The sequence below is a fragment of the Micromonospora deserti genome (assembly GCF_003236335.1).
GTDB lineage: Bacteria > Actinomycetota > Actinomycetes > Mycobacteriales > Micromonosporaceae > Micromonospora > Micromonospora deserti.
On sequence record NZ_POUB01000006.1, the window covers coordinates 14175 to 39237 of the forward strand.

Here is a 25063-nt window from a genome sequence, read left to right on the forward strand (position 1 = left end):
TTGTCAGCCCCCGCCGAGCGGCTCCGGCGGTGTGCCGGGCACACCGCCGGAGGCGGGTCAGGCCGCCACGGCCACCGCCGGCACCACGTCGGGCGCACCGAGGCGTACGGCGTCGGCCGCCGCGTCGTCGGGCTGCGCGTGCGCGGCCCGCTCGGCCTCGACCCGGGCCACGTAGTGCGCCACCTCCCGGTCGACCCGCTCGTCGTCCCAGCCCAGCACCGGGGCCATCAGGGCCGCCGCCGGCCGGGCGGCCGTCAGGCCCCGGTCGAAACTCTCGATCGAGATGTGGGTACGCCGGGTCAGTACGTCCTCCAGGTGCAGCGCACCCTCGGCGGACGCCGCGTAGACGACCTCCACCCGCAGGTAGTCCGCCGCGCCGTCGAGCGGCTCGCCGAGCGTGGGATCCTCCCGCAGCAACTCCAGCACCTCGTCGACGGCGGCCCCGTAGCGCCGCAGCAGGTGCTCCACGCGCTCGGTGTGCAGGCCGAACTGCTGCGCCAGGCGGCGGCGCTGGTTCCACCGGGCCACGTAGCCCTCGGCGCCGAGCAGCGGCACCCGGTCGGTGCAGGAGGCGGGCACCGCGAAGCCGAGACCGCGTACCGCCTCGTCGACGGCGTCCCGAGCCATCACCCGGTACGTGGTGTACTTGCCGCCGGCCACCATCACCAGCCCGGGCGCCGGGCTGATCACGGTGTGCTCCCGCGACAACTTGGCGGTTGCGTCGGACTCCCCGGACAGCAGCGGGCGCAGGCCGGCGTACACCCCCTCCACGTCGTCTCTGGCCAGCGGGGTGGCCAGCACCGAGTTGACCCGCTCCAGCAGGTAGTCGATGTCCCGGCTGGTCGCCGCCGGGTGCGCCTTGTCCAGGTCCCAGTCGGTGTCGGTGGTGCCGATCAGCCAGTGCCGGCCCCACGGGATCACGAACAGCACGCTGGACTCGGTCCGCAGGATCAGGCCGGTGGTGGACCGGATCCGGTCGCGCGGCACCACCAGGTGGATGCCCTTGGAGGCGCGCACCTGCACCTGGCCCCGCTCGCCGACGAGGGCCTGGGTGTCGTCGGTCCACACCCCGGTGGCGTTGATGACCTGCCGCGCGCGTACCTCGAACACCCGGTCGGTCTCCAGGTCGTGCACCCGCGCGCCGGTGACCCGGGCGCCGTCGCGGAGGAAGCCCACGACGCGGGCCCGCGACAGCGGATGCGCCCCGTGCGCGGCGGCGGTGCGGACGAGGAAGGTGACCAGCCGGGCGTCGTCGACCTGGGCGTCGTAGTACTGCAGGGCGCCGACCAGTGCCTCCGGCCGCAGCGACGGACAGGCACGCAGCGCCCCGCGCCGGCTCAGGTGCCGGTGGGCCGGTACGCCGCGCGCGTGGTTGCCGGAGAGGCTCATCGTGTCGTAGAGCAGCACGCCGGCGCCGGCGTAGAGCCGTTCCCAGCCGCGGTGGCGCAGCGGGTAGAGGAACGGCACCGGGCGGACCAGGTGCGGGGCGAGCCGCTGCAGGAGCAGGCCCCGCTCGCGCAGCGCCTCGCGGACCAGCCCGAAGTCGAGCATCTCCAGATAGCGCAGGCCGCCGTGGATGAGTTTGCTGGACCGGCTCGACGTGCCGCTGGCCCAGTCGCGGGCCTCGACGAGCCCGACCGACAGGCCCCGGGTGACGGCGTCGAGCGCGCAGCCGGCGCCGGTGACGCCGCCGCCGATCACCAGGACGTCCAGTTCCTGGCCGCTGCCGAGGGCGGCCAGGGACCGCTCGCGGGCGGCCGGTGACAGTGTCGCGGAGTGCATCTGTCTTCTCTCTCCTGAGCAGGGTGGGGGCGGCCGGCGAGGGTGCCGGCCGCCCGGATCCGTGAGGGGTGGGGCGGCCGTCAGTCGACGTCGACCCAGTCGAGGGTGCGCTGGACCGCCTTCTTCCACCGGGCGTAGCCGTTCTCGCGCTGCTCCGCCGCCCATTGCGGCTGCCAGCGCCGGCTCTCGTTCCAGTTCTCGCGCAGCTCGTCGGTGTTCTTCCAGAACCCGACCGCGAGACCGGCCGCGTACGCCGCGCCGAGCGCGGTGGTCTCGGCGACCACCGGCCGGCTCACCGGCACGCCGAGGATGTCGGCCTGCATCTGCATGCACAGGTCGTTGACGGTGACGCCGCCGTCGACCTTGAGGCACTCCAGGTGCACCCCGGAGTCCTGCTCCATGGCCTCGGCCACGTCCCGGCTCTGATAGCAGATGGACTCCAGGGTGGCCCGGGCGATGTGGGCGTCGGTGTTGAACCGGGAGAGGCCGACGATCGCGCCGCGGGCGTCGGAGCGCCAGTACGGGGCGAACAGGCCGGAGAACGCGGGCACGAAGTACACCCCGCCGTTGTCCTCCACCTGGCGGGCCAGGATCTCGCTCTGCGCGGCACTACTGATGATCTTGAGCTGGTCGCGCAGCCACTGCACGGCGGAGCCGGTGACCGCGATCGAGCCCTCCAGCGCGTACACCGGCGCGTCGTCGCCGAACTGGTAGCACACCGTGGTGAGCAGCCCGGCCTTCGACCGCACGATCTCGGTGCCGGTGTTGAGGAGCATGAAGTTGCCGGTGCCGTAGGTGTTCTTCGCCTCGCCGGGGGCGAAGCAGACCTGGCCGACCGTGGCGGCCTGCTGGTCACCCAGGTCGCCGGTGAGCGGGACCGGCCCGGTGAACGGGCCGTGCGGCGCGGTGCTGCCGTACGAGCGCGGGTCGGACGACGGCCGGATTTGCGGCAGCATCGCGCGGGGGATGCCGAAGAACGACAGCAGCTCGTCGTCCCAGTCCAGCGTCTCCAGGTTCATCAGCATGGTGCGGCTGGCGTTGGTGGGGTCGGTGACGTGGACCCCACCCTCGGTGCCGCCGGTGAGGTTCCACAGCAGCCAGGTGTCGGTGTTGCCGAAGACGGCCTCACCGCGCTCGGCCGCCTCCCGGACGCCGTCGACGTTCTCCAGGATCCACTGGATCTTCCCGCCGGAGAAGTAGGTCGCGGGCGGCAGGCCGGCCTTGCGCCGGATCACGTCGCCCCTGCCGTCGCGTTCCAGCGCGGAGGCGATGCGGTCGGTGCGGGTGTCCTGCCAGACGATGGCGTTGTAGTAGGGCCGGCCGGTCCGGCGGTTCCACACCACGGTGGTCTCGCGCTGGTTGGTGATGCCGAGCGCGGCCAGGTCGGAGGCGGCCAGGCCCTGGGCGTTCATCGCGGTCTGGATGACCGTCTGGGTCCGCTCCCAGATCTCCAGCGGGTTGTGCTCCACCCATCCGGCCCGCGGCAGGATCTGCTGGTGTTCGAGCTGGTGGCGGCCGACCTCGTTGCCGCCGTGGTCGAAAATCATGAAGCGGGTGCTGGTGGTGCCCTGGTCTACCGCGCCGACGAAGTCAGCCATGCGAGGTGTCTCCTTCTCGTGGTCGTCGTGGGGATGTGGATCGGCGGATGTCAGACGCGGGCGAGTTCGCCCTCGGCCGGGACCTTCTCAGTGGCCAGCGCGCCGGGCTCCGGCTCGTCGTCGGTGGGCAGGAAGCGGCCGATGAAGAGCTCGTAGAGGCCGGCGCCGATGACGCCGCCGACGAGCGGCCCGACGATCGGCACCCAGAAGTACGGATAGCCGCTGGTGTCCTGGAAGGCCGTTTCGTACCCGGTCAGGAAGGAGGCGAGGCGGGGGCCGAAGTCGCGGGCGGGGTTGATCGCGTAACCGGCGTTGGCGGCGAAGGCCATCCCGATCGCCACCACGATCAGGCCGACGATCAGCGGGGCGAGGTTGCCGCCGGGCAGCGAGTTGCGGGCGTCGGTGACCGCCAGGACGAGGAACAGCAAAATGGCGGTGCCGATGATCTGATCGCGCAGCGCGCCCCACTCGGTCACACCGGCGCCCGGCAGGGTGGAGAAGACGCCCTGGCTCTTGCTGGTGAAGCCGGGGTCGAACCGGGCCAGCGCCTCGCTGTAGTTCCAGCGGATGATCAGGGCCGCGACGAACGCGCCGGCGGTCTGGGCCAGCGCGTACGGCGCCACCTTGCGCCAGGAGAAGCCCTTGAAGACCGCCAGGGCGACGGTGACCGCGGGGTTGAGGTGGGCGCCGCTGATCCGGCCCGCCACGTACACGCCGAGGGTGACGCCCAGACCCCACGCCCAGGCGATGCTGTCGAACTCGCCGGTTCCCGCCGCGGCCACCTGGGCGACCACGCCCACGCCGAACAGGATGAGGATCGCGGTGCCGGCGAACTCGGCGGCCAACTCGCCGATGAGCCCTGGCATTTTCAACCGTTGTGCCATGTTTCCTCCAGAAACGGTGGGGGTGGCGACCCTCCCCCGGGGGGAGAGGCGGAGGGCCGGTCGGTGACGCTGCGGTGTCAGGCGTCATCGTGCGGTGAACCGTAGGAAACACCCGGGGCCAGGTCAACGAACCCCGGTCGACAATGTCGAACACTGTCGCGGGAGTTGGATTGTGGCTAGCATCCGGCCCATGCCGGGTCAGGTGCAGTCCATCGCGCGGGCCGCGGCGATCCTCCGCCTGCTCGCCAGCAGCTCCGGCCGGCTCGGCATCGGGGAGATCGCCCGCTCCCTCGACCTGCCCAAAGGCACCGCGCATGGCATCGTCCGCACTCTGCAGGACGTCGGCTTCGTGGAGCAGGACAAGACCTCCGGCAAGTACCAGCTCGGGGCGGCCCTGCTGCATCTGGGCACCAGCTACCTCGACGTCAACGAACTGCGTTCACGCTCCATCAACTGGGCCGACCCGCTGGCCGCACGCAGCGGCGAGGCCGTCCGCATCGGCACCCTGTTGGACGGCAAGGTGCTGGTGGTCCACCACGTCTTCCGGCCCGACGACACCCTGCAGACCCTCGACGTCGGGTCCCTGCTGCCCCCGCACGCCACCGCTCTCGGCAAGGTCCTGCTCGCCTACGACGTCGGCGCCGCCAACTCGGTCATGCAGGGCGAACCCGAGCCGTACACCCGGCGTACCCTGGTCACCGCCCGAACCCTCACCCGCGCGCTGACCGAGATCCGGGACAACGGCTGGGGCGCCGAGATCGAGGAGATGACCCTCGGCGAGGCCGGCATCGCCGCACCGATCCGCGGCTACGGCGGCCTCGTCGTGGGCGCGATCGGGCTCTCCGGCCCGGTCGACCGCGTCTGCGACGGGCACGGCCACCCCCGACCGACGCTCGTCGCGTACGTCCGGGACGCCGCCCGCGCGGTGTCCCGGGACCTCGGCGCGGCGCGCTGGTGATCCGTCCACCCTGCCCCGCCCGACCGCGCCAGAGAGGACGAGGACATGACTGACAGCTACGTCGTCTCCATCGACCAGGGCACCACCTCGACCCGCTGCATCGTGTTCGACCGCCGGGGCAACCTGGTCTCGGTGGCGCAGCGGGAGCACCAGCAGCACTTCCCCCGGCCCGGCTGGGTGGAGCACGACGCGCTGGAGATCTGGCGCAACGTCGGCAAGGTGGTGCCCCGCGCCCTCGCCCAGGCCGGCGTCACCGCCGACCAGATCGCCGCGATCGGCATCGCCAACCAGCGGGAGAGCACGGTGGTGTGGGACCGGCGCACCGGCGTCCCGGTCGCGCCGGCGATCATCTGGCAGGACACCCGCACCGACGCGCTGGTGGAGACGCTGGCCCGGGCGCCCGGCGCCGAGGACGTCCGGCAGCGCTGCGGACTGCCGCTGGCCACGTACTTCTCCGGCCCGAAGCTGCGCTGGCTGCTCGACCACTCCCCCGGGCTCTACGAGCGCGCCGAACGCGGCGAGGTGCTCTTCGGGACCATGGAGAGCTGGCTGATCTGGAACCTCACCGGCGGTCCGGACGGCGGCCTGCACCTGACCGACGTGACCAACGCCAGCCGCACCATGCTGATGGACCTGCGCACCCTCGGCTGGCACCCGGACTCGCTGGCCTTCTTCGGCATCCCGGCCGCCATGCTGCCGGAGATCCGCTCCTCGTCGGAGGTGTACGGCACCGCGACGGCCGTCCTGCCCGGCGTGCGGATCGCCGCGGCGCTCGGCGACCAGCAGGCCGCCCTGTTCGGCCAGACCTGCTTCGCCCCCGGCGACGCCAAATGCACCTACGGCACGGGCAGCTTCCTGCTGCTCAACACCGGCGCGGAGCCGGTGCACTCCCGTCACGGGCTGCTCACCACCGTCGGCTACCAGATCGGCGGCGAGCCGGCGGTCTACGCCCTCGAAGGGTCCATCGCGATCACCGGGTCGCTGGTGCAGTGGTTCCGCGACCGGCTGGACCTGATCAGCACCGCCCCGGAGATCGAGACCCTCGCCCGCACGGTCGAGGACAACGGCGGCTGCTACATCGTGCCGGCCTTCTCCGGGCTCTTCGCGCCGCATTGGCGCAGCGAGGCGCGCGGGGTCATCGTCGGGCTCACCTCGTACATCACCAAGGGGCATCTGGCCCGCGCGGTGCTGGAGGCCACCGGCTGGCAGACCCGCGAGGTGGTCGACGCGATGAACGCCGACTCCGGCCTGGATCTGACGGCGCTGCGGGTGGACGGCGGGATGACCGCCAACAACCTGCTGATGCAGTTCGTCGCCGACGTGCTCGCGGTGCCGGTGGTGCGCCCGATGGTCGCCGAGACCGTCTCCCTCGGCGCCGCCTACGCCGCCGGGCTGGCGGTCGGCTACTGGCCAGACCTGGAAGGGCTGCGCAGCAACTGGCACCTGGCCGCCCGCTGGGTGCCGGAGATGGACGACGCCGTCCGCGCCGAGGAACGGGAAAACTGGCAGCGGGCGGTGGAGCGCACGTTCGGCTGGATCAAGCCCGAGGCCCGGGCCGCCAACGAGTGACCGGCGCGCGGGGCGCCTGCCCGGCCGTGGGCGACAGGCAGTACACGTCACCCGAGTTGGCGTGGTGCGGCAGGGACAGCAGGTGCGCCGCCATGTCGCGGGCGGACACCCACTGCGGAAAAGCCAGCGACATGGTGTCCCCCAGGGCCAGGTTGAAACGGTGGAAGCCGAGGGCCGTGAGACGATCGAGGCAGCGTTGCGCCACCGGGCGCTCGATCGTGGTGAATTCGAAGGAGAGCGCCCTCAGCGGTCGATTCAAGCCGGCCAGCACCGCATCCTCGAATCCCTCGACGTCGATTTTCACGAAGGCCGGCACGCCGTATTCCTGAATGAGCGCGTCGAGCGTTACCGAGCGTACCTCGATGCGCGTGTCCCATATTTCGTCTTCCCAGCCCGCTGCGCCGTCGGCCGCCTGTGGGAAATGAGCGGAGGCGGTGGACACCGTGGGGTTCGCGGAGTTGACGTTGAACCGGATCGTCCCCCGGTGCGCGCCGCACGCCGCTTGGACCAGCGTGACCTCGCGGTCGGTGGCGTAGATGGCACGGATGGCCCAGGTGCACACCGGTTGCGGCTCCACCGCCACGACGCGGGCCCCGAGCCGCCGGAAGCTGCCGGTGTGGTCGCCCACATGGGCGCCGACATCGAAGACGAGATCTCCCGGCCGGACGAAGGGCGCGTAGAGGTTGTCCATCGCCGCCGCACGTTCCCGGTCACCGTAGTACGTCTCCAGGGAGCGACGAAGAGAATGGGCGGCCGGATCCGCCTTGAGCGCCTCGATCGCGCTTTCTCGGACGTCCACGTGGCAAATCTAGCCCGCAAGCCGAAACAACAGTTCGGGTTCCGCACAACCGACCGGTGTGGGATCCGGGGGCCGCCAGCGACGCATTCCGGTGTGCGACGTGGATATCGACCTCACATTCCGCGGCGCGCCATTCAGGGCGTTGTTGTCGTCTTTCGCCCCCGTCGCGCGAGTGGTACCCGGCCCGGGAGTTCAGGAGGTGGTCGAGTGGGCGGGCACCGCGGCGGCGGGAGGGACGAACCGGTATCCCAGGCCGCGGACGGTGACGATGATCGGCGGCTGGTCGGGGTGGTGGTTGAGGCGCTTGCGCAGTCGCTTGATGTGCACGGTGAGGGTGTTGGAGCTCTCCCTGGAGGGTCCGTGCCAGACCGCGGAGAGAAGCTGCTCACGGGTGACCGTCCGGTCGGCGTGAGTCATGAAGAAGTACAGCAGGCGGAACTCCTTCATCGGTAGCGCCACGGGTGTGCCGTGCAGGTGCACCTCCAGGGTCGCCGGGTTGACCTTCAGGCCGCCCAGCTCGATCGGCGGGTCGAGAGTGCCGGCGGTCCCCGGGCGGATGCCCCTGAGGATGGGGATGATCTCCTCCGCGCGGTAGGGCCGGCGGACACAGGCCGTGGCGCCTGCCCTGAGCACGGCGGCGGCCAGCGGCCCGTCATCGTCGCCGATGCCGACGACCGTCGGAATGCCCGCCCGGTCGGCGAGCAGCCGCACCAGCTCGATGCTGCTCATGGTGCCGAGCCCGGCGGCGACCAGGGCCGCGTCCGGCTGCAGGGCGCCCGCGCCGAGCAGCGCTTCCGCGGCGTGGGGAAAGTGGTGTCCGCGTATCCGGTGGTCGGTCAGCCGCTCGACCAGCTCGCCGCCAACGGCGTCGTCATCGTCCACCACGAGCAACACGAAACGCCCGTCGGATCGATGGTCACCCTTGGTGGACTCGACGAGGTTGTTCACGGCACCGGCTCCGGTTCAGGTCAGGGCCCTCAACACTGGGTTACGGCTGCTGAGGACGATCCACCGCGCTGCGCGGCAGGCACGGCGGGGGGCACGCTTCCGTCGCCTCCCGTCCTGGAGGTCACGGATCTCAGTAGTGGGGCTTCGCCGGAACGCTGCGAAGCCCCACTGACGGACGACGGTGGGATCTCGTGGGTCCACCTCCGCGGGTGACGACCGGATCCTGCGACAACGGATCGGAGCGGGTCAGCCGAAGCGACCGGTGATGTAGTCCTCGGTGCGCTTGTCGGCGGGATTGGTGAACAGCTTGCCCGTCTGGCTGAACTCCACGAGGCGGCCGTGGCGCTCCTGCTCCTGGTCGACCTCCGCGGTGAAGAACGCGGTGTAGTGGCTGACCCGGGCCGCCTGCTGCATGTTGTGCGTGACGATCACGATCGTGTAGTCGTTCGCCAACTCGAACATCAGGTCTTCGATCTTGGCGGTGGCGATCGGGTCCAGCGCCGAGCACGGCTCGTCCATGAGGATGATCTCCGGCTTGACCGCGATCGTCCGGGCGATGCACAACCGCTGCTGCTGCCCGCCGGACAGCGCCAGGCCGCTGGTCTTCAGCTTGTCCTTGACCTCGTCCCACAGTGCCGCGTCCCGCAGCGCCTTCTCGACCAGGTCGTCCATGTTGTCGACCTTCATGCCGGTCACCCGGGGGCCGTAGGCGACGTTGTCATAGATGGACTTCGGGAACGGGTTCGGCTTCTGGAAGACCATGCCGATCCGCCGCCGCACCTCGATCGGGTCGACGTCCTTGGCGTACAGGTCCTGCCCGTGGTACGTGACCGAGCCGGTCACCCGCGCGCCGGGGATGAGGTCGTTCATCCGGTTCAGCGACCGCAGGATGGTCGACTTGCCGCAGCCGGACGGGCCGATCATGGCGGTGATCTGCTTGCGCTGGATCGGCATCGAGGTGTCGCGCACGGCCTCGTACGCGCCGTAGTAGACGCTGACACCGGACAGCTCCATGACCGGAACGGTCGATGTGGCCTGGTGCCCCGCGGTCTGGGTGTCCGCGATGGCGGAGATGCTGACCGCCGGGCGGCTGGTCGTGCTGGAGTGGTTCACAGTGGTCACCTCTGACTGGTGCTGGGGACGGCGGTGGAGCGGCTCGTAGGTCACAGTGCTCACCAGCGCTTCTCGAACCGGTTCCGCACGAAGATCGCGATGGAGTTCATGGCGAGCACGATGGCGAGCAGCAGGACGATCGCGCCCGCCGCGAGTTCGGCGTACTCGGCCTGGGATCGCGTGATGAACGTGTAGATCTGGATCGGCAGCGCGGTGTAGCGGCTGTCCAGGCCGTCGGGGTTGAAGGTGATGAAGGTGACCGCGCCGAGGACGATCAGCGGTGCGGCCTCACCGATCGCCCGGGACAACGCCAGGATCGACCCGGTCGCGATGCCCGGAACCGCGGAGGGCAGCACCTGCCGGGAGACGGTCTGCCACTTGGTGGCGCCGAGGGCGTAGGACGCCTGGCGGATCGACTGCGGCACCGCGCGGATGGCCTCCCGGGTGGCGATGATGACCACCGGCAGGACCAGCAGGGACAGCACGATCGCGGCCGTGATGACCGTGAAGCCCAGGCCGAGCGTACGGGCGATGATGCCCAGGCCGAGAATGCCGAAGATGATCGACGGCACCCCGGCGAGGTTCTGGATGTTCAGCTCCAGCAGCCGGTTGTACCAGCGGTTCGAGTCGGCGTACTCCTCGAGGTAGATCGCGCTGAAGATGCCGATCGGCAGGCAGATGACGGCCACCAGCGAAATGATCCACAGCGTGCCGACCAGAGCGGACTGCACGCCCGCGGTGTCCAGGCGGCTGACCAGACCGGTGGGCATCTCGGTCCACAGCCGGGAGTCCAACCGGTTCCAACCCTTGACCAGCACCCAGGCCAGCAGGGCGGTCAACACCCCGAACGCGATGAGCAGACACGCCTGCATGGCCAGGCGGAAGGCGAGTTCCCCCGGCCGGCTGCGGCGCTGGGTCAACGCACTACCCGGCGCGGAGTGCTCCGGCCGGGTGGTGGTGATGGTGGGTGCGCTCACTCGTAGACCTCTCTGAAGCGACGGACCATCCGGATCGACACCGCGTTGAGCGCGAAGGTGATGAGGAACAGCAGCGCGCCCACGGCGAAGACGGAGTCGTAGTCGAGGGAGCCGACCGGGATGTCACCGGAGGAGACGTTGGCGATGAAGGCGGTCATGGTGGCCGCGCCCTCGAGCGGGTCGAACGTGACCTTGTCCGAGACCAGGCCACCCGCGATCGTGACGATCATCGTCTCGCCGACCGCGCGGGAGATGCCCAGCACGACCGCGGCGACGATGCCGGAGATGGCGGCGGGCACCACCACCCGGGTCGACACCTGCATCTTCGTCGACGCCAGCGCGTAGGCGCCCTCGCGCAGGCTGCGCGGCACCGAGGACATCGAATCCTCGGAGATGCTGGCGATCGTCGGCACGATCATGATGCCCATGGCGATACCCGCGATGAGCAGGTTCTGGAAGGCCGGCTTCCGGCCGCCCGGCCAGATGTCCTGCAGCAGCGGGTTGAGCGCGAACAGGGCGACGAAGCCGTAGACGACGGTCGGCACGCCAGCCAGCAGCTCGATGATCGGCTTGAGCACCTTACGGGTGCGCCGGTTCGCGTACTCCGACAGGTAGATCGCCGAGCCCAGCCCGATCGGGACCGCGATGAGCAGCGCGATGACGGTCACCACCACGGTGGCGGCGACCAGCGGGAGCACGCCGTACGCCTTCTGCGCGAAGGTGGGCGTCCAGCTGGTGCCGGTGAGGAACTCGACGATGCTGACCTGCTGGAAGAACCCGATGGCCGGCTGGACCAGTGCGATGACGATGCCGACCGTGGTGGCGATCGACACCAGGGCGGCGGCGACGAGCAGCACCTTGACGGTGCTGTCAACGGGGCGACGCCGGCCCCGCCGCAGGGCGTTGCCTGCGGCGGAACCGGCGCTCGGGGTGCTGGTGGTCACGGTCAGACCGCGGCCTTCAGGGCGTCGAACTCGGACTTCAGGGTGCCCTTCTGCGGCTCGGTCAGCGGGACGTACTTCGCCTCCTTGACGATGTCGTCGATCCGCTCGATGTAGAAGGTGACGAAGTCGGAGACCTGCGGCTTCTTGACGGCGGCGTCGCTGACGTAGATGAACAGCGGCCGGGACAGCGGCTTGTAGGTGTTCTCCTGCGCGGTCTTCAGGCTCGGCTCGACGCAGCCCGCGCCGCCATCGATCTTGAGGGCCTTGAGCTTGTCGGCGTTCTCCTCGAAGTAGGTGAAGCCGAAGTAGCCGAGACCGCCCTTGGTGCCGGACACGCCCTGCACGACCACGTTGTCGTTCTCCGACGCGGTGTAGTCGGTGCGGCTGGCGCCCTCCTCACCGTTGATCTCGTCGGTGAAGTAGTCGAAGGTGCCGGAGTCGGTGCCCGGGCCGAAGAGCTTCAGCGGCTCGTTCGGGAACTTCGGGTCCACCTGGTTCCAGTTGCTGACCTTGGAGCTCGGCTCCCAGATCTTCTTCAGCTGGTCGACGGTCAGGCAGTCGGCCCAGCTGTTCTCCTTGCTGACCACCACCGTGAGCGCGTCGTTGGCGACGATCAGCTCCTTGTACTTGATGCCGGCCGCCTCGCACGCCTTCTTCTCCCCGTCCTTGATCGGACGGGAGGCGTCAGAGATGTCGGTCTCACCCTTGCAGAACTTCTCGAACCCGCCGCCGGTGCCGGAGGTGCCGACCGAGACGTTCACGCCGCTCTGGCTCTCGCCATAGAAGGTCGCGGCGGCCTCGCTGAGCGGGGCGACGGTGCTCGACCCGTCAACCTTCACCTCGCCGGAGAGCTTCCCGCCGCCTGCGGCGTCGTTCTCGGCGTTATTGCTGCAGCCGGCAAGCGCGAGCGCGGCGAGCGCGACGCCGGCGAGGACGCGCCGCGAAAGCACGTTGCGGTTCACCAGGTAAGCCTCTCTATCGGGGTGCATCAGCCCGTCCGGGCCGTACGCGAGTCAAGGTAGGAGGGCCAGGTAGCCGGCCGGCCGGGCGCAAGTGAACGAAAAGTGAACTCCGCGGCGCGGATCATGGCCCGGCGCCGCCGGAATGTGACGTTCGGGCCGCCGACGGACGTGATGTCCGAAGCGTGGCTCCCCGCTGGGGCCGCTCTTCCTCAGTCGGCGAGGAGATCACGAGTCGGTCTCGCGGGCGCCGGGTCGTGACGACATCGGCGTCACTGAGGTGTGCTTCGCGGCCGGCCGACATCGGCGCCCAGACCGATCAGGAATCGAGAATCTTCAACCACCGAGCCGCAGCTAGCGTGGCCGCCAGGACATCCCCCGGCGGGTCGCGGGGGTCTTGGTTGCTCGTCTTGAAGGAGATCCCATTGAACGTGAACAAGTGGTTCGGCAGATCCACCGCTGGCTGGCCATTGCCTTCACGGTGACTGTCATCGTCACTTTCGTCGCCTTGGCACAAGAGGAGCCTGCCGTCTGGGTGTCCTACGTGCCGCTGCTCCCGCTCACCTTGCTCCTGTTCACTGGTCTGTCTTTGTTCGTGCTGCCGTATGCCACCGAGTGGCGCGGCGGAAGAGCCATCACTCGCGAGAGATGACCCGGAATGCTCACCGGCCGCTTCACCCGACTCGTCCAGGTTCGCTGCCACCAACGGCGCTCATGAAGCACGGCCTAGAGCCGGATGGTCCCCGTCACCAGGTAGACGACCTGGCGGGCCACGTTGACGGCGTGGTCGGCGTAACGCTCGTAGTAGCGGCCCACGAGGGCCAGGTCGATGGCCGACTCGACGCCGTAGGGCCAGGCCGAGACGAGCATCGCCAGGAGCCGTGCCTGCGCCGCGTCGACCTCGTCGTCGTCGAGCCCCAGCTGCATCGCGTCGAGCTGGTCCCGGGTCGACAGCACCACGGAGGTCTTGTCGGCGATGCGCGCGGCGGCGTCCGCCATCGCGGTCATCACGTCCACGGCCGGCTCGGGCACGACGGTCACCGGGTGCCGCATCAGGGCGACCTCGGCGATGTGCACGGCCAGGTCCCCCATGCGTTCCAGGTCTCCGGCGATCCGCATGGCGCACAGCACCAGGCGCAGGTCACCGGCTACCGGCTGGAGGCGGACCAGCAGCTGCGGGATCGCGGCGTGCACATCGTCGCGCATCCCGTTGAGCACGGCGTCGCCCCGCACCACCGTCTCCGCCGCGGCCCGGTCGCCGTTCAGCAGGGCGGCGCTGGCACCTCGGATGGCGCCGGCCGCCTCCCGGCTCATCGCCGCCAGGACGCCTGTGAGCCGGTCGAGCTGCTCGTCATAGCTGTGGCTCATGGCACCCCTCCCGTCCCCACCGCCCGGTCCGATGCCGGCAGCCGGCCGGGCGCTCGGCGACGGACGCCCCCGTCAGGTTGCCGCTCGGGCATGAACAGCAACGTACCCGGTCCGTCGGCGGTCGGCAGGGCTCGACCGACGTGGGCAGGGCGTGCGCCCGGGCTCACGGAGAGTTGCTCCGGTGACGCCGCGCGATACCGCCGACCCCGTCGACCGGCTCGCCCCACTGGTCAAGGCCAGCGCGACGGCACGTGATGACGGCAGGCGAACCGCCACACCCGGCGGCACGACGAGGTGGAGAACACCTGCCGCCGCCCAGCGATGCTCGTCGGTGTAACAGCGTTCCGACGTCTGACGCAGAATGGGAAGGACGGTCGGGTGCGCGGCCTCCCCGACCGGGCGGGACCCCCGACCCCCAGGTCCCGCCCGGTCCAGACCGTTCCTCGACGCCCGACGGTTCCGCAAGCCCCTTCTCGCCGCAGACCGATACCGGGCACCCCGGACCAGGCGCATCGCGCCGCCGCGACGACCTGCCCGGCGCGCTCACCCGGTCGCCAGTCGCCCTCGCACGGGTCGCACGATGAACCGGCCGAGCAGTGGCCAGAGCAGGACCACCAGGACCACGGCGTAGATCAGGTACGACAACCACCCGCCGAGCAGACCGGAGAATTCCCCGCCGGACAGTTGCAGCGCCCGGCGGCCCTGGAGCTCCGCTCGGGGGCCGAGGATCAGCCCGACGATCAGCGGCAGGATCGGTAGCCCGAAGCGCCGCATGCCGAACCCGATCAGGCCCAGCGTCAAGAGCAGGAAGAGGTCGAGCGGCTGGGCGTTGACCGCGTACGCGCCCATCGAGGCGAAGAAGAGGATCCCGGCGTAGAGGTACGGCCGCGGGATCCGCAACAGCCGGGCCCAGGCGGGCGCGAGCGGCAGGTTGAGCACCAGCAGCAGCAGGTTGCCCACGAAGAGGCTGGCGATCAGCGTCCAGACCAGGCCGGACTCCCGCTCGAACAGCAGCGGACCGGGCTGGATGCCGTACTGCTGGAAGGCGGCCAGCATCACGGCGGCGGTGGCGTTGGTCGGCAGGCCGATGGCCAGCATCGGCACCAGCGTGCCGGCGGCGGAGGCGTTGTTGGCGGCCTCCGGCCCGGCAACTCCCTCGATCGCGCCGCGACCGAACTCCTCCGGATGCTTCGACAGCTTCTTCTCGGTGGCGTACGACAGGAACGTCGGGATCTCGGCCCCGCCCGCCGGCAGCGCCCCGAACGGGAACCCGTACGCCGTGCCTCGCAGCCACGGTCTCCAGGACCGCCGCCAGTCCTGCCGCCCCATCCACGGCCGCCCCACCGGTATCACCTCGGCCGCCCGACGACGCAGGTGTGCCGCGATCCAGAGCGCCTCACCGACGGCGAAGATGCCGACCGCCACCACGACCACGTCGATGCCGTCGGCGAGTTGCGGGATGCCGAAGGTCAGCCGCTGCTGGCCACTGACGGTGTCGATGCCGACCAGGCCGATGACCAGCCCGATCAGCAGCGAGGCGAAGCCACGCACCCGGGAGGCGCCGAGCACCGCCGTCACCGCCACGAAGGACAGCAGCATCAACGCGAGGTAGTCCGGTGCACCGAGACTGATCGCGAACGCCACCACCGGCGGGGTGACCACCACCAGCAGCAGGGTGGCGATGGTGCCCGCCACGAACGAGCCGATCGCGGCGGTGGCCAGCGCCTGGGCGGCCCGGCCGCCCTTCGCCATCTTGTTGCCCTCGATCGCGGTCACCACCGAGGACGACTCGCCCGGGGTGTTCAGCAGGATCGACGTGGTCGAGCCCCCGTACATGCCGCCGTAGAAGATGCCGGCGAACATGATGAACGCCTGGGTCGGCTCCATCCCGTAGGTGACCGGCAGCAGCAGGGCCACCGTCATCGCCGGACCGATGCCGGGCAGCACACCGACCGCGGTGCCGATGGTCACGCCGAGCAGCGCGATCAACAGGTTCATCGGGGTCAGCACGTTGGCGAACCCGTCGAGCAGAGGGACGAAATTGTCCATCACAGGATTCCTTGCAGGACGCCGGCGGGCAGGTTGACGCCGAGCCCGATGGCGAAGGTGTAGAAGGTGGTCAGCGACAGGGCGACGGCGATCAGCAGGCTGCGGACGTAGTGCCGGTTGCCCAGCGCGAACGCCGATCCCCAGAAGAGCAGCGTTCCGCTGATCACCCAGCCGAGCCGGTCGATCAGCACCGCGTTGGCCAGGAAGGCGCCGATCAACAGCAGGACGGTCCGCCAGTCGATCGGGCTGCTCAGGTCGACGTCCTCGCCCGCCTCGGGTTCACCGGTGCCGCCGCGCGCCACGTCGACGGCGTAGACCGCGGCGACGATCAGCAGCAGCACGCCGAGCAGGATCGGCACCGGCTTCGGGCCGATCGGGTCGGCGATGCTGATCCCGCGCCCGATCCCGGTCGCGTCGACGATGACCAGGGCGCCGAGTACGGCGAGGAACACGCAGACCCCGTACTGTGCACGGTCCCCGGCCCGCGCGGGCGGCGCCACCGAGCCTGTGTCCCCGGCGGGGCTGGCCGGTGCCCCTGCCCGGGCGACCGTCTGCGGGACCGGCGGCGCCAGCTGGTCCGGGATCGCCGGTTCGGTGGCGGGGACCGGCGGGGACGGTCGGTCCCCGCCGGGATCCGGTCGGGTCCTCATGCCGGTCATGCCAGGCCGAGCTGCCTGAGCAGTTCGGCCACCGACCTGTCCTGCTCGGTGAGGAAGGTCCCGAAGGCGTCCCCGGTGATGAAGGCGTCGGTCCAGCCGCGCCTGGCGAGCTCCGCCTTCCACTCCGCGGACTCGTGCATCCCGGTCAGGACGTCGAGCCAGACCTTCTTGTCGGCGTCGCTGATGCCCGGCGGCGCGACGATCCCCCGCCAGTTGGTGAAGACCAGGTCGATCCCGGACGCCTTGAGCGTCGGCACCTCCTTCAGCGCCTCGATCGGCTGCTCGCTGGTCACCGCGAGCACCCGGATCTGACCGGCCTCGACCTGATCGAGAAACTCTCCGAAGCCGCTGGCGCCGAAGGCGACCTTGCCGCCGAGCACCGCCGGCAGCAACTCGCCGCCGCCGTCGTACGAGACGAAGTTGACCTGGCGGGGGTCGATGCCCACGGTCTTCGCCAGCTGCATCGGCAGCAGGTGGTCGGGGCCGCCGGGTGACGACCCGCCGCCCACGGCGATCCCCCTCGGGTCCTTCTTCCACGCCGCGATCAGGTCGTCGATCGTCCGGTACGGCGAGTCCTTCGGCACCACGATGGCGCCGGCTTCCTCGATCATCTTGGCGAGGGGGGTGGTCTGGGTGAGCGTGGCGGAGGACTTGGACGTGTACGAGGCGCCGACCACGCCGAGCCCCATCTGCATGGCGAGCTTGCCGTTGCCCTTCTCGTTCACCATCCGCTGAAGGCCGACCGTGCCGCCGGCACCGGGCAGGTTGAAGACCTGCACTCCGGTGGCGAGCTTGGCGTCCTCCATCACCTTCGCGGCGGTGCGGGCGGTGGTGTCGTACCCGCCGCCCGGGGTGTTCGGCACCATGATCCGCAGGCCGGCGACCGGCTTGCCGTCGCCGGCGCCGCCCTCGTCGTTTTCGGCGGTGGCGCCGCAGGCGGCCAGCGCCAGCGCCGTGGCGGTGGCGACGCTCATGACCAGCAGGTTTCTCCGAGTTGCCATCAGGTTTCTCTTCCGTTTCGAATGAGTCCGGCGGCAAGATGATGCCTCCGAGCGCCATCCACGTCTGCGTTGTGTCATCAGCGGAAGTTGAGGTCTTTGTGGTCGCGATCACGTCCCGCCGCCCCACCCTCGCCGGGCAGTTGCTGGTGCTCCAGCTCGCGATCATCGTCGTGGTGCTGCTGGCCGTGGCCGCCGTGTCGCTGGCCCAGTCGGCGGCGACCTTCAACCGGGTGGAGGGGCGTCGGGTCGCCGCCCTCGGCGAGCAGCTCGCCGGTAGTCCGCTGTTACGCGACCGGCTCACCCAGCCGGCCCCCGCGGAGACGATCGCCCCGCTGGTGCAGAACGTGCTGACCCAGGCCCGGGTGACCACGGTCAGCGTCGCCGACGCCCGCGGCCGGGTGGTCAGCTCCACCAACCCCACCCTCGTGGGCACCCCGGTGCTGCTCGGCGACCCCCGGGTGGCGCAGGGCCGCAGCTGGTTCGGTGAGCTGGAGGTCGACGGGTCGCGGGAGCTGGTCGCCCAGGTGCCGGTGCTCGGGGCCCGGAAGGAGAACCTCGGCCACTACCTCGGTGCCGTGGTGATCGGCGAGGCCTCGCCGACCTGGTCGCAGCGGCTGGTGGGCGCCTCATCCTACCTCTTCACCTACCTCGGCATCGCCAGCGCGCTCGGCGTCGTCGGGTCGTGGCTGCTGGCCCGCCGGATCAAGCGGCAGACCCTGGGCCTGGAGCCACGGGAGATCGTCGGACTGGCGGAGCACCGGGAGGCGCTGCTGCACGGCATCGCCGAGGGGGTGATCGCGCTGGATCCGCACCTGCGCGTCACGCTGGTCAACGCGGTCGGCCGCCGGCTACTCGACCTACCCGAGCACTGCCTCGGCCGAAGCCTCGCCGACCTGGGCATCTCGGGCCGGCTGCGGGACGTGCTGGCCGGCGCCGGCAGCGGACCGGAGGCCCGCGACGAGGTCGTCGTCCGAGGCGGCCGGGTGCTGGTGATGAACCGGATGACGGTCAGCAAGGACGGCCGCCGGCTCGGTTCGGTGACCACCTTGCGGGACCGTACCGAGCTGGCCCGGCTGGAGCGGGAGATCGGGTCGTTCCGGAGCACCACCGAGCTGCTCCGCGCGCAGACCCACGAGTTCGCCAACCAGTTGCACACCATCTCCGGTCTTATCCAGATCGGCGAGCACGACGAGGTGGTCCGGTACGTGGACGCGCTGAGCCGGCACCGCGCGTCGCTCGACCTGACCGTGACCAGCCGGATCCACGACACCGCGGTCGCCGCGCTGCTGATGGCGAAGTCGGCGGTGGCCGCCGAGCGCCGGGTGGAGTTGCGGGTCTCCGAGCGGACCGGCCTGGACCGGCTGGAGCCGGAGATCGCCGCGGACGTCGCCACGGTGGTGGGCAACCTGGTCGACAACGCCGTCGAGGCCGTCGCCGGCGGCCGGGACGCCGGCCCGCCGGACGACGGCACCGGCCCGGCCGACCGACCGGCGTGGGTGGAGGTCGAGCTGCGGCGGGACGCGTCGTCCGTCGAGATCATCGTCCGTGACTCGGGGCCGGGGGTCGCCCCGGAGCTGGCCCAGGAGGTCTTCACCCACGGCTTCACGACGAAGGCGGCGCAGGGCGGCGAACGGGGCATCGGGCTGGCCCTCACCAGGCTGGTCTGCACCCGCCGCGGCGGCGAGATCGCGGTGACGAACACCGAGGAGGGCGCGATGTTCACCGCCCGGATGTCGGTGGCCGCCGTGCTGGAGGAAGCTCGATGATCGACGTGCTGGTCGTCGACGACGACTTCATGGTGACCCGGATCCACCGGGGGTTCGTCGAGCGGGTCGAGGGGTTCCGGGTGGTCGGCACGGCGAGCACCGGCGAGGAGGCCATCGCCGGGGTCGACGAGTTCCGGCCCGACCTGGTGCTGCTCGACCTCTACCTGCCGGACATGTTCGGCCTGGACGTGGTGACCCGGCTGCGCGCGGCCCGGCACGACTGCGACATCCTGGTCATCAGCGCCGCCCGGGAGGCCGAGGCGGTCCGCAGCGCTGTCCGCTACGGCGCGGTCAACTACCTGCTCAAGCCGTTCACCTTCGACGAGTTGCGGACCCGGCTCGAACAGTACGCGGCCCGGCGCAACTCGCTACAGACCGCGATGGTCAGCGACCAGGCAGACGTCGACCGGGTGCTGTCCCGAACCGCCTCGCACCTCGCCACCTCCGCCCTGCCCCGCGGTCTCAGCCCGGAGACCGCGGACCTGGTGGAGCATGCCCTGCGGGAACACACCGCGACGCTCTCCGCCGCCGAATGCGCCAACCGGGTGGGAATCTCCCGGGTCAGCGCCCGTCGCTACCTCGAACACTTCGCGGCCAAGGGCCGCGCCGAGGTGACGCTGCGCTACGGTGCCGCCGGCCGACCGGAACGCCGCTACCGGTGGGTCGCCTGACCGGAACGCCCACCTGCCGGTGACGGTGCGGCGATCAGGGCCCAGGGTGAAGGTGAAAGATCTGCTCCGGGTTGCCGGGGGTGCCCGGCCGCTGGACGGCGTAGCGGGGTGGGCGCTCCGGTGCCACCCGGCCGGCCGTCGCCGAGGAGTGTGGGAGCGTTCCCAAGAATGGGAAAGTATCGACACAGACGGATTTACCCCGGCATCCTGGGGCCTGGTCCCGTCTAGAATGGAGATACCGGAATGCGTGCTGACCAGATCGTCGGACCGGCTCTGTCCCTCTTCCGCGCGGTCATCGGACTACTGTTCCTCTGCCACGGCCTGGCCTCGGTGTTCGGCGTCTTCGGCGGCAACCGGGGCACCGGGGAGACCCTTCCGCTGGGCCAGTGGCCGGGCTGGTGGGCCGCGCTGATCCAGGCGGTCTGCGGCGGCCTGGTGCTCCTCGGCCTCCTCACCCGGCCGGCCGCGATCCTGGCGTCCGGCTCGATGGCCTACGCGTACTTCGTGGTGCACCAGCCTGACGCCCTGCTGCCGCTGCGCAACGGCGGCGAACTCGCCGTCCTGTTCTGCTGGTCGTTCCTCCTGATCGCGGTGCTCGGCCCCGGCGCCTGGGCCGTCGACACGCTGCTCCGGGCACGCCGCCCCGCGGCGACCACCGATCGCCGCTCGGTGACCGCCTGAACCCGGGGCGGGCCCGGAGGCTAACGGTGCTTCTGCCTGGCGACGGCCTGGCAGCGCAGTTCGTGGCGCGCGAGGGCGTTCTTGTGCACCTCGTCGGGTCCATCGGCGAAGCGCAGGGTGCGGATGCGGGCGTAGGCGCCCGCCAGCGGGAAGTCCTGAGAGAGCCCCGCGGCGCCGTGCACCTGGATCGCCTTGTCCAGAATCCACTGGACGGTCGCGGGGGTGGCGATCTTGATCGCCTGGATCTCGGTGTGCGCACCCTTGTTGCCGACGGTGTCCATCAACCAGGCCGTCTTGAGCACCAGCAGGCGCAGCTGCTCGATCCGCACCCGGGACTCGGCGATCCAGTCCCGGATCACCCCCTGCTCGGCCAGCGGTCTGCCGAACGCGGTCCGCTGCTCGGCGCGGGCGCACATCAGCTCGACGGCCTGCTCGGCGATACCGATGGAGCGCATGCAGTGGTGGATGCGGCCGGGACCGAGACGGGCCTGCGCGATGGCGAAGCCGTCGCCTTCGCCGCCGATCAGATTCGCCGCCGGCACGCGTACGTCGTGAAACGCCAACTCGGCGTGCCCGCCGTGGTCGTGGTCGTCGTATCCGAACACCTCCATGCCCCGCTGGATCTCCAGTCCCGGGGTGTCCCGCGGGACCAGCACCATGGACTGCTGGCGGTGCCGCTCGGCGTCCGGGTCGGTCTTGCCCATGACGACGAAGATCCGGGCGTTCGGGTTCATCGCGCCGGTGATCCACCACTTACGGCCGTTGATCACGTACTGGTCGCCGTCCCGCTCGATTCGGGTGGAGATGTTCGTGGCATCCGAGGACGCCACGTCCGGTTCGGTCATGGCGAACGACGACCGGATCTCACCGCTCAGCAGCGGCTCCAGCCACTGCTTCCGCTGCTGCTCGGTGCCGAACATCGCCAGCACCTCCATGTTGCCGGTGTCCGGGGCGGCACAGTTCAGGGCGGCGGGCGCCAGGTGGCTCCGTCCGGTGATCTCCGCGAGCGGGGCGTACTGCAGGTTGGTCAGACCGGCCCCCCGCTCACCCGGCAGGAAGAGGTTCCACAGCCCTCGCTTCCTCGCCGCGGCGCGCAGCTCCGCGAGCACGGGCACGGAGTCCCAGGCCCAGCGGTTGTCAAGCTGTCCGAGCTGCTCGTGGAAGACGTGCTCGGCCGGGTGGACGTGGCTGTCCATGAAGTCCAGGAGGTTGTCGCGCAACCCCTCGGTCCTCGGGTCCACGGTGAAGTCCATCAGTGCTCCTTCAGGTAGGTCAGGCCCGCCCGGCTGGCACGCCGGACGCCAGGCGGGCGTGCAGCTCGTGGGCGGCCGGCAGGTCCCCGGCAGTACGACGCGTCGAGCCGTTTCTTCCAGCGGCTCACCTGCCGGGCCAGGAAGCCCTCGGGCCGGCCGAAGTCGGCCAGCCCGACGGCCGCCGGGTCACGAGACGTACACCACCCGGCCGACGGTGACGCCGTCGGCAAGCCGCTGCATCCCGCCGGCCACCTCGCCGAGCGCGAGGCGACCGCTGACCAGGGGACGCACGGCGCCCTGGGCGGCCAACCCGGTGAGGGCACGGTGGCATTCGGCGACGGCTGCGGGGTCGTAGCGGTGGTACAGGCCCCAGTGCAGGCCGACGATTGAGTAGTTCTTTACCAAGGCGTGGTTGAGCGCGGCGGACTGGATCCGGCCGCCGGCGAAGCCGACCACGAGGATCCGCCCCTCGAAGGCGATGCACCTGGTCGAACGCTGGTAGGTCTCGCCGCCGACCGGGTCGTACACGACGTCGGCGCCCCGGCCACCGGTCTCGGCCTTGACCACCTCGACGAAGTCCTTCTCGCGGCGGTCCACGACCACGTCGGCGCCCAACGCGCGGGCCACAGCCGCCTTCTCCGGACCACCCACGACGCCGATCACCCGGGCGCCGGCCGCCTTGCCCAGCTGGACGGCGGCGCTGCCGACCCCGCCGGCGGCGGCGTGCACCAGCAGCGTCTCGCCCGCGCAGAGCCCCGCCCGGCGGTGCAGGCCGAACCAGCCGGTCTGGTACCCGATGTAGAGCGAGGCCGCCTCGGCGTCGTCGAGTTCCGCGGGCGCGGCAAACGTGGTCGCCACATCCAGCAGCGCAAGCTCACCGAACCCGCCGAACGGCAGCACCGCGCCGCCGAGCACGCGGTCGCCGACGGCGAACGCGTCGACGCTCTCGCCGAGCGCGACGACCTCGCCACACAGCTCGACACCGGGGGTGAACGGCAGCTCTGGCTTGACCTGGTACTCGCCTCGGCACATCAGGACGTCGGGGAAGTTGGCCGGGCACGCCAGCACCCTCACCACGAGCTGCCCGGGACCCGGCTGCGGGTCGGTCACGTCGACGAGCCGCAGCACGTCGCGGGGCTCACCGAGTTGGGTGACCCGCCAGGCCTTCATCGGAGTGCCCCCTGGTCCTCGAGTCGTCGCTGGAGCTTGTTCATGCCGGTCAGCCAGCGGTGGGTGTCGACGGCGCGGTGTGCGTAGTAGTCGGCCACCTCGGGATGCGGCAGGACCAGGAACCGGTCGTCGTGGAGGGCCTGCCACGTCGCCTCGGCGACGTCCTCGGGGGTGAGCGCCGCGTCGCGGCTGGGCACCTCCTGCAGCGGCCGGGCGTTGTCGAGCATCCGGATGCGCACGCCCTGCGGGCAGATCGCCTGCGCCACGACTCCGCGGTGCCGGTAGGTACCGACAGCCACTCGGCGAAGGCGACGCAGGCGTGCTTGCTGACCGAGTACGTGGCACTCCCGATCATCGTGAGCAGCCCGGCCGCGGCGAGTCGGGTGGCCAGGGCTCGGCCGGTGCCGTGGCCGGCGCCGGTGACGACGACGCCAGGTGACGCACCAGCACCGAGGTCCCCGAGGTTCGCCGGGCGGACGGCCACCGCCGCGCGGTGCGGGTGATCCGGGTGCCGGTCATGTCAGACGGGTGGTGAACACGGCTTCGGGCACAGCCTTCCCTTCGGGTTACTAAGCGCTTGCTTAGGCTACATTCGATGAAGTGTGCGGCACCGTCGCCGGCGCCGTCAACAGGTCTGACCCCGATGGCTGATGTCCGCCTCGCCCACCCGGCGCTGTGGTATCAATGCCCGGCGAGGCTCAGGAAGGAAGGATGGACGCCGTTGACCGACACCGCCGAGCACTCCCGCGCCGACGCGACCCGCGCCCGGCTGCTCGAGGCGGCCGTCAGCGCGTTCGCCGAGCGCGGCTTCCACGGCACGACAACACGCGACATCGCCGCGGCGGCCGGGCTCAGCCCGGCCGCGCTCTACGTGCACCACAGATCCAAGGAGGAACTCCTCTACCTGATCTCGCGATCAGGGCACGACCAGGCGCTGCGGCTGGTGCGGGACGCGATGGCGTCGTCCGACGACCCGGCCACGGCGCTACGGCGGGTGGTCCACGACTTCGTTGTCTTCCACGCCCGCGACCACACCAGCACGCGGGTCGTGAACTACGAGCTGGCCGCACTCAGCCCTGAGCATCTCGCCGAGATCCGCGACCTGCGCCACCGCATCGAGCAGGCGCTCCGCCAGCTCGTCGAAGCAGGCGTCGCCGCCGGGGTCTTCGACACCCCGGACCCGCGAATGGCGAGCGCCGCCCTGCTGTCCCTCGGCGTCGACCTCGGCCGGTGGTACCGCGACGACGGCGACTGGAGCCCCGAGTACATCGCCGCCCAGTACGCCGAGATGGCGCTCCGCATCGTCGGCGCCCGCTGAGCGGCACGCCCGCGCTCGGAGACCGCGGAGGGTCTCCAAGCCGGCATCCGCCGGCTGCCGGAGCCGCCGACGGGCTGTGACGCGCGGCAGACCGGGCGGGTTTGGAACGAGCGTCGGGGGGAAGGGCGCCTCTGCCAGGCTCCGGCCGGCGACGGGTCGGCCTGCCCTGTGCGGACGGGAGCCAGTGATGAGCGAGTTGGACGACACGACCGCGTACGGCCACGACCAGGACCGCGAGCCGCCGACGAACCCTGCCACAAGCGGGCCGGACCTGGCGGACCGCAACCCCGACGACATCGACGCGGACGCCGAGGGCGGCACGGACGTCAACCCGCCGACGGCAGAAGAGCGCGGCCGCGTCGACAGCGGATCCGGGGCGCCCGGCGTCGAGCCGGGAACGTGATGCCGCGATGCCAGTCGCGACCATGGCCGGCGCCGCCCGTGACGCACCCGGACGTGCACGTCCTCCAGCCGCTGCCGGCAGGCCCCTGACCCGGCTGGCCACCGCCGGCGGACCAGCATCGGCCTGCCCTGGCTGCGGGACTGCAACGTCCAGCACCCCGCCCTGGCGTTGGTGCGCGCCCACCCCGCCCTGG

The 25063-nt window shown here is 70.9% G+C and carries 23 protein-coding genes and 2 pseudogenes; 8 read left to right on the top strand and 17 right to left on the bottom strand.

The window, feature by feature from the left end; translation table 11 throughout:
• Positions 1-57: 57 nt before the first annotated feature.
• From C1I99_RS01695 to C1I99_RS01705, 3 genes are all read right to left on the bottom strand, one after another.
• Positions 58-1782 (bottom strand): glycerol-3-phosphate dehydrogenase/oxidase, encoded by a 1725-nt coding sequence (locus tag C1I99_RS01695; RefSeq protein WP_111132377.1) that lies wholly within the window; start codon positions 1780-1782, stop codon positions 58-60.
• A gap of 80 nt (positions 1783-1862) precedes the next feature.
• Positions 1863-3380, bottom strand: a complete 1518-nt coding sequence (gene glpK / locus C1I99_RS01700; RefSeq protein ID WP_111132378.1) for a glycerol kinase GlpK — start codon at positions 3378-3380, stop codon at positions 1863-1865.
• A 50-nt stretch (positions 3381-3430) separates the two neighbouring features.
• The gene (locus C1I99_RS01705) at positions 3431-4264 is read right to left on the bottom strand and encodes an MIP/aquaporin family protein (protein WP_111132379.1); all 834 of its coding nucleotides are present in this window, start codon (positions 4262-4264) and stop codon (positions 3431-3433) included.
• A gap of 190 nt (positions 4265-4454) precedes the next feature.
• Between C1I99_RS01705 and C1I99_RS01710 the strand changes: the two genes are divergently transcribed.
• Together C1I99_RS01710 and glpK (C1I99_RS01715) are read left to right on the top strand one after the other, a co-directional pair.
• Positions 4455-5222: an IclR family transcriptional regulator gene (locus C1I99_RS01710; protein ID WP_111132380.1), complete on the top strand. Its 768-nt coding sequence runs from the start codon at positions 4455-4457 to the stop codon at positions 5220-5222.
• 45 nt (positions 5223-5267) lie between these two features.
• The gene (glpK, locus tag C1I99_RS01715; protein ID WP_111132381.1) at positions 5268-6791 is read left to right on the top strand and encodes a glycerol kinase GlpK; all 1524 of its coding nucleotides are present in this window, start codon (positions 5268-5270) and stop codon (positions 6789-6791) included.
• Here glpK (C1I99_RS01715) and C1I99_RS01720 read toward each other — a convergent pair.
• The 6 genes and pseudogenes from C1I99_RS01720 to C1I99_RS01745 form a co-directional block, all read right to left on the bottom strand.
• Positions 6760-7467: pseudogene (locus C1I99_RS01720) on the bottom strand (FkbM family methyltransferase); the annotation flags it as partial. The gene glpK (C1I99_RS01715) and the pseudogene C1I99_RS01720 sit on opposite strands and share 32 nt — an antisense overlap.
• A 315-nt stretch (positions 7468-7782) precedes the next feature.
• Positions 7783-8538, bottom strand: coding sequence for a winged helix-turn-helix transcriptional regulator (locus tag C1I99_RS01725; RefSeq protein ID WP_111132382.1), 756 nt, complete (start codon positions 8536-8538; stop codon positions 7783-7785).
• A gap of 246 nt (positions 8539-8784) precedes the next feature.
• Entirely contained in the window at positions 8785-9651 is an 867-nt protein-coding gene (gene pstB / locus C1I99_RS01730; protein ID WP_111132383.1) for a phosphate ABC transporter ATP-binding protein PstB, read from the bottom strand.
• A 59-nt stretch (positions 9652-9710) separates the two neighbouring features.
• On the bottom strand, positions 9711-10628 hold the full coding sequence (pstA, locus tag C1I99_RS01735) for a phosphate ABC transporter permease PstA (protein ID WP_111132384.1): 918 nt from the start codon (positions 10626-10628) through the stop codon (positions 9711-9713).
• Positions 10625-11572: a phosphate ABC transporter permease subunit PstC gene (pstC, locus tag C1I99_RS01740; protein ID WP_111132385.1), complete on the bottom strand. Its 948-nt coding sequence runs from the start codon at positions 11570-11572 to the stop codon at positions 10625-10627. Before pstC ends, pstA begins: the two co-directional genes overlap by 4 nt.
• Positions 11573-11574: 2 nt before the next feature.
• Positions 11575-12534: a PstS family phosphate ABC transporter substrate-binding protein gene (locus tag C1I99_RS01745; RefSeq protein ID WP_111132421.1), complete on the bottom strand. Its 960-nt coding sequence runs from the start codon at positions 12532-12534 to the stop codon at positions 11575-11577.
• A 436-nt stretch (positions 12535-12970) separates the two neighbouring features.
• On the opposite strand from C1I99_RS01745, the gene C1I99_RS01750 reads away from it, so the two are divergent.
• Positions 12971-13183: a hypothetical protein gene (locus C1I99_RS01750; protein WP_199561880.1), complete on the top strand. Its 213-nt coding sequence runs from the start codon at positions 12971-12973 to the stop codon at positions 13181-13183.
• Between the two features lie 74 nt (positions 13184-13257).
• Here the strand turns inward: C1I99_RS01750 and phoU are convergent, their stop codons facing one another.
• From phoU to C1I99_RS01770, 4 genes are all read right to left on the bottom strand, one after another.
• Positions 13258-13899, bottom strand: a complete 642-nt coding sequence (gene phoU / locus C1I99_RS01755; RefSeq protein WP_111132386.1) for a phosphate signaling complex protein PhoU — start codon at positions 13897-13899, stop codon at positions 13258-13260.
• Between the two features lie 543 nt (positions 13900-14442).
• The gene (locus tag C1I99_RS01760; protein ID WP_111132387.1) at positions 14443-15948 is read right to left on the bottom strand and encodes a tripartite tricarboxylate transporter permease; all 1506 of its coding nucleotides are present in this window, start codon (positions 15946-15948) and stop codon (positions 14443-14445) included.
• Positions 15948-16598, bottom strand: coding sequence for a tripartite tricarboxylate transporter TctB family protein (locus tag C1I99_RS01765; RefSeq protein WP_233512259.1), 651 nt, complete (start codon positions 16596-16598; stop codon positions 15948-15950). Before C1I99_RS01765 ends, C1I99_RS01760 begins: the two co-directional genes overlap by 1 nt.
• A 5-nt stretch (positions 16599-16603) precedes the next feature.
• Positions 16604-17608 carry a Bug family tripartite tricarboxylate transporter substrate binding protein gene (locus tag C1I99_RS01770; protein ID WP_233512260.1) on the bottom strand — a complete coding sequence of 335 codons (1005 nt, stop codon included), beginning with the start codon at positions 17606-17608 and terminating at the stop codon, positions 16604-16606.
• A gap of 98 nt (positions 17609-17706) precedes the next feature.
• On the opposite strand from C1I99_RS01770, the gene C1I99_RS01775 reads away from it, so the two are divergent.
• The 3 genes from C1I99_RS01775 to C1I99_RS01785 all read left to right on the top strand — a co-directional run bounded on the left by C1I99_RS01775 (position 17707) and on the right by C1I99_RS01785 (position 20726).
• Positions 17707-19374 (top strand): sensor histidine kinase, encoded by a 1668-nt coding sequence (locus C1I99_RS01775; protein WP_199561881.1) that lies wholly within the window; start codon positions 17707-17709, stop codon positions 19372-19374.
• Entirely contained in the window at positions 19371-20045 is a 675-nt protein-coding gene (locus C1I99_RS01780; RefSeq protein ID WP_111132389.1) for a response regulator, read from the top strand. The genes C1I99_RS01775 and C1I99_RS01780 overlap by 4 nt, the downstream gene beginning before the upstream one ends.
• A 243-nt stretch (positions 20046-20288) precedes the next feature.
• A complete protein-coding gene (locus tag C1I99_RS01785) occupies positions 20289-20726 on the top strand; it encodes a DoxX family protein (RefSeq protein ID WP_111132390.1) in 438 nt (145 codons plus the stop codon).
• 20 nt (positions 20727-20746) lie between these two features.
• Here the strand turns inward: C1I99_RS01785 and C1I99_RS01790 are convergent, their stop codons facing one another.
• From C1I99_RS01790 to C1I99_RS01805, 4 genes and pseudogenes are all read right to left on the bottom strand, one after another.
• On the bottom strand, positions 20747-21979 hold the full coding sequence (locus C1I99_RS01790) for an acyl-CoA dehydrogenase family protein (RefSeq protein ID WP_111132391.1): 1233 nt from the start codon (positions 21977-21979) through the stop codon (positions 20747-20749).
• A 34-nt stretch (positions 21980-22013) separates the two neighbouring features.
• A pseudogene (locus C1I99_RS33620) lies at positions 22014-22167 on the bottom strand (phosphotransferase family protein); the annotation flags it as partial.
• Positions 22166-23149 carry an NADPH:quinone oxidoreductase family protein gene (locus C1I99_RS01800; protein WP_111132392.1) on the bottom strand — a complete coding sequence of 328 codons (984 nt, stop codon included), beginning with the start codon at positions 23147-23149 and terminating at the stop codon, positions 22166-22168. The pseudogene C1I99_RS33620 and the gene C1I99_RS01800, both read right to left, overlap by 2 nt.
• Positions 23146-23448, bottom strand: coding sequence for an SDR family oxidoreductase (locus C1I99_RS01805; protein WP_199561882.1), 303 nt, complete (start codon positions 23446-23448; stop codon positions 23146-23148). The genes C1I99_RS01800 and C1I99_RS01805 overlap by 4 nt, the downstream gene beginning before the upstream one ends.
• 422 nt (positions 23449-23870) lie before the next feature.
• Here C1I99_RS01805 and C1I99_RS01810 point away from each other — a divergent pair, with 422 nt between their 5' ends.
• Complete coding sequence (locus tag C1I99_RS01810; RefSeq protein ID WP_111132393.1) at positions 23871-24467, top strand: TetR-type transcription factor C-terminal domain-containing protein; 597 nt, start codon at positions 23871-23873, stop codon at positions 24465-24467.
• A 187-nt stretch (positions 24468-24654) separates the two neighbouring features.
• Positions 24655-24870 carry a hypothetical protein gene (locus tag C1I99_RS01815; protein WP_111132394.1) on the top strand — a complete coding sequence of 72 codons (216 nt, stop codon included), beginning with the start codon at positions 24655-24657 and terminating at the stop codon, positions 24868-24870.
• The last annotated feature ends 193 nt before the right edge of the window (positions 24871-25063 follow it).

Coding starts and splice junctions, on each gene's coding strand:
- C1I99_RS01695 (WP_111132377.1), bottom strand. CDS start 1,782: ATGCACTCCGCGACACTGTCACCGGCCGCCCGCGAGCGGTCCCTGGCC.
- glpK (WP_111132378.1), bottom strand. CDS start 3,380: ATGGCTGACTTCGTCGGCGCGGTAGACCAGGGCACCACCAGCACCCGC.
- C1I99_RS01705 (WP_111132379.1), bottom strand. CDS start 4,264: ATGGCACAACGGTTGAAAATGCCAGGGCTCATCGGCGAGTTGGCCGCC.
- C1I99_RS01710 (WP_111132380.1), top strand. CDS start 4,455: ATGCCGGGTCAGGTGCAGTCCATCGCGCGGGCCGCGGCGATCCTCCGC.
- glpK (WP_111132381.1), top strand. CDS start 5,268: ATGACTGACAGCTACGTCGTCTCCATCGACCAGGGCACCACCTCGACC.
- phoU (WP_111132386.1), bottom strand. CDS start 13,899: ATGAGCCACAGCTATGACGAGCAGCTCGACCGGCTCACAGGCGTCCTG.
- C1I99_RS01760 (WP_111132387.1), bottom strand. CDS start 15,948: ATGGACAATTTCGTCCCTCTGCTCGACGGGTTCGCCAACGTGCTGACC.
- C1I99_RS01765 (WP_233512259.1), bottom strand. CDS start 16,598: ATGAGGACCCGACCGGATCCCGGCGGGGACCGACCGTCCCCGCCGGTC.
- C1I99_RS01770 (WP_233512260.1), bottom strand. CDS start 17,608: ATGGCAACTCGGAGAAACCTGCTGGTCATGAGCGTCGCCACCGCCACG.
- C1I99_RS01780 (WP_111132389.1), top strand. CDS start 19,371: ATGATCGACGTGCTGGTCGTCGACGACGACTTCATGGTGACCCGGATC.
- C1I99_RS01785 (WP_111132390.1), top strand. CDS start 20,289: ATGCGTGCTGACCAGATCGTCGGACCGGCTCTGTCCCTCTTCCGCGCG.
- C1I99_RS01790 (WP_111132391.1), bottom strand. CDS start 21,979: ATGGACTTCACCGTGGACCCGAGGACCGAGGGGTTGCGCGACAACCTC.
- C1I99_RS01800 (WP_111132392.1), bottom strand. CDS start 23,149: ATGAAGGCCTGGCGGGTCACCCAACTCGGTGAGCCCCGCGACGTGCTG.
- C1I99_RS01815 (WP_111132394.1), top strand. CDS start 24,655: ATGAGCGAGTTGGACGACACGACCGCGTACGGCCACGACCAGGACCGC.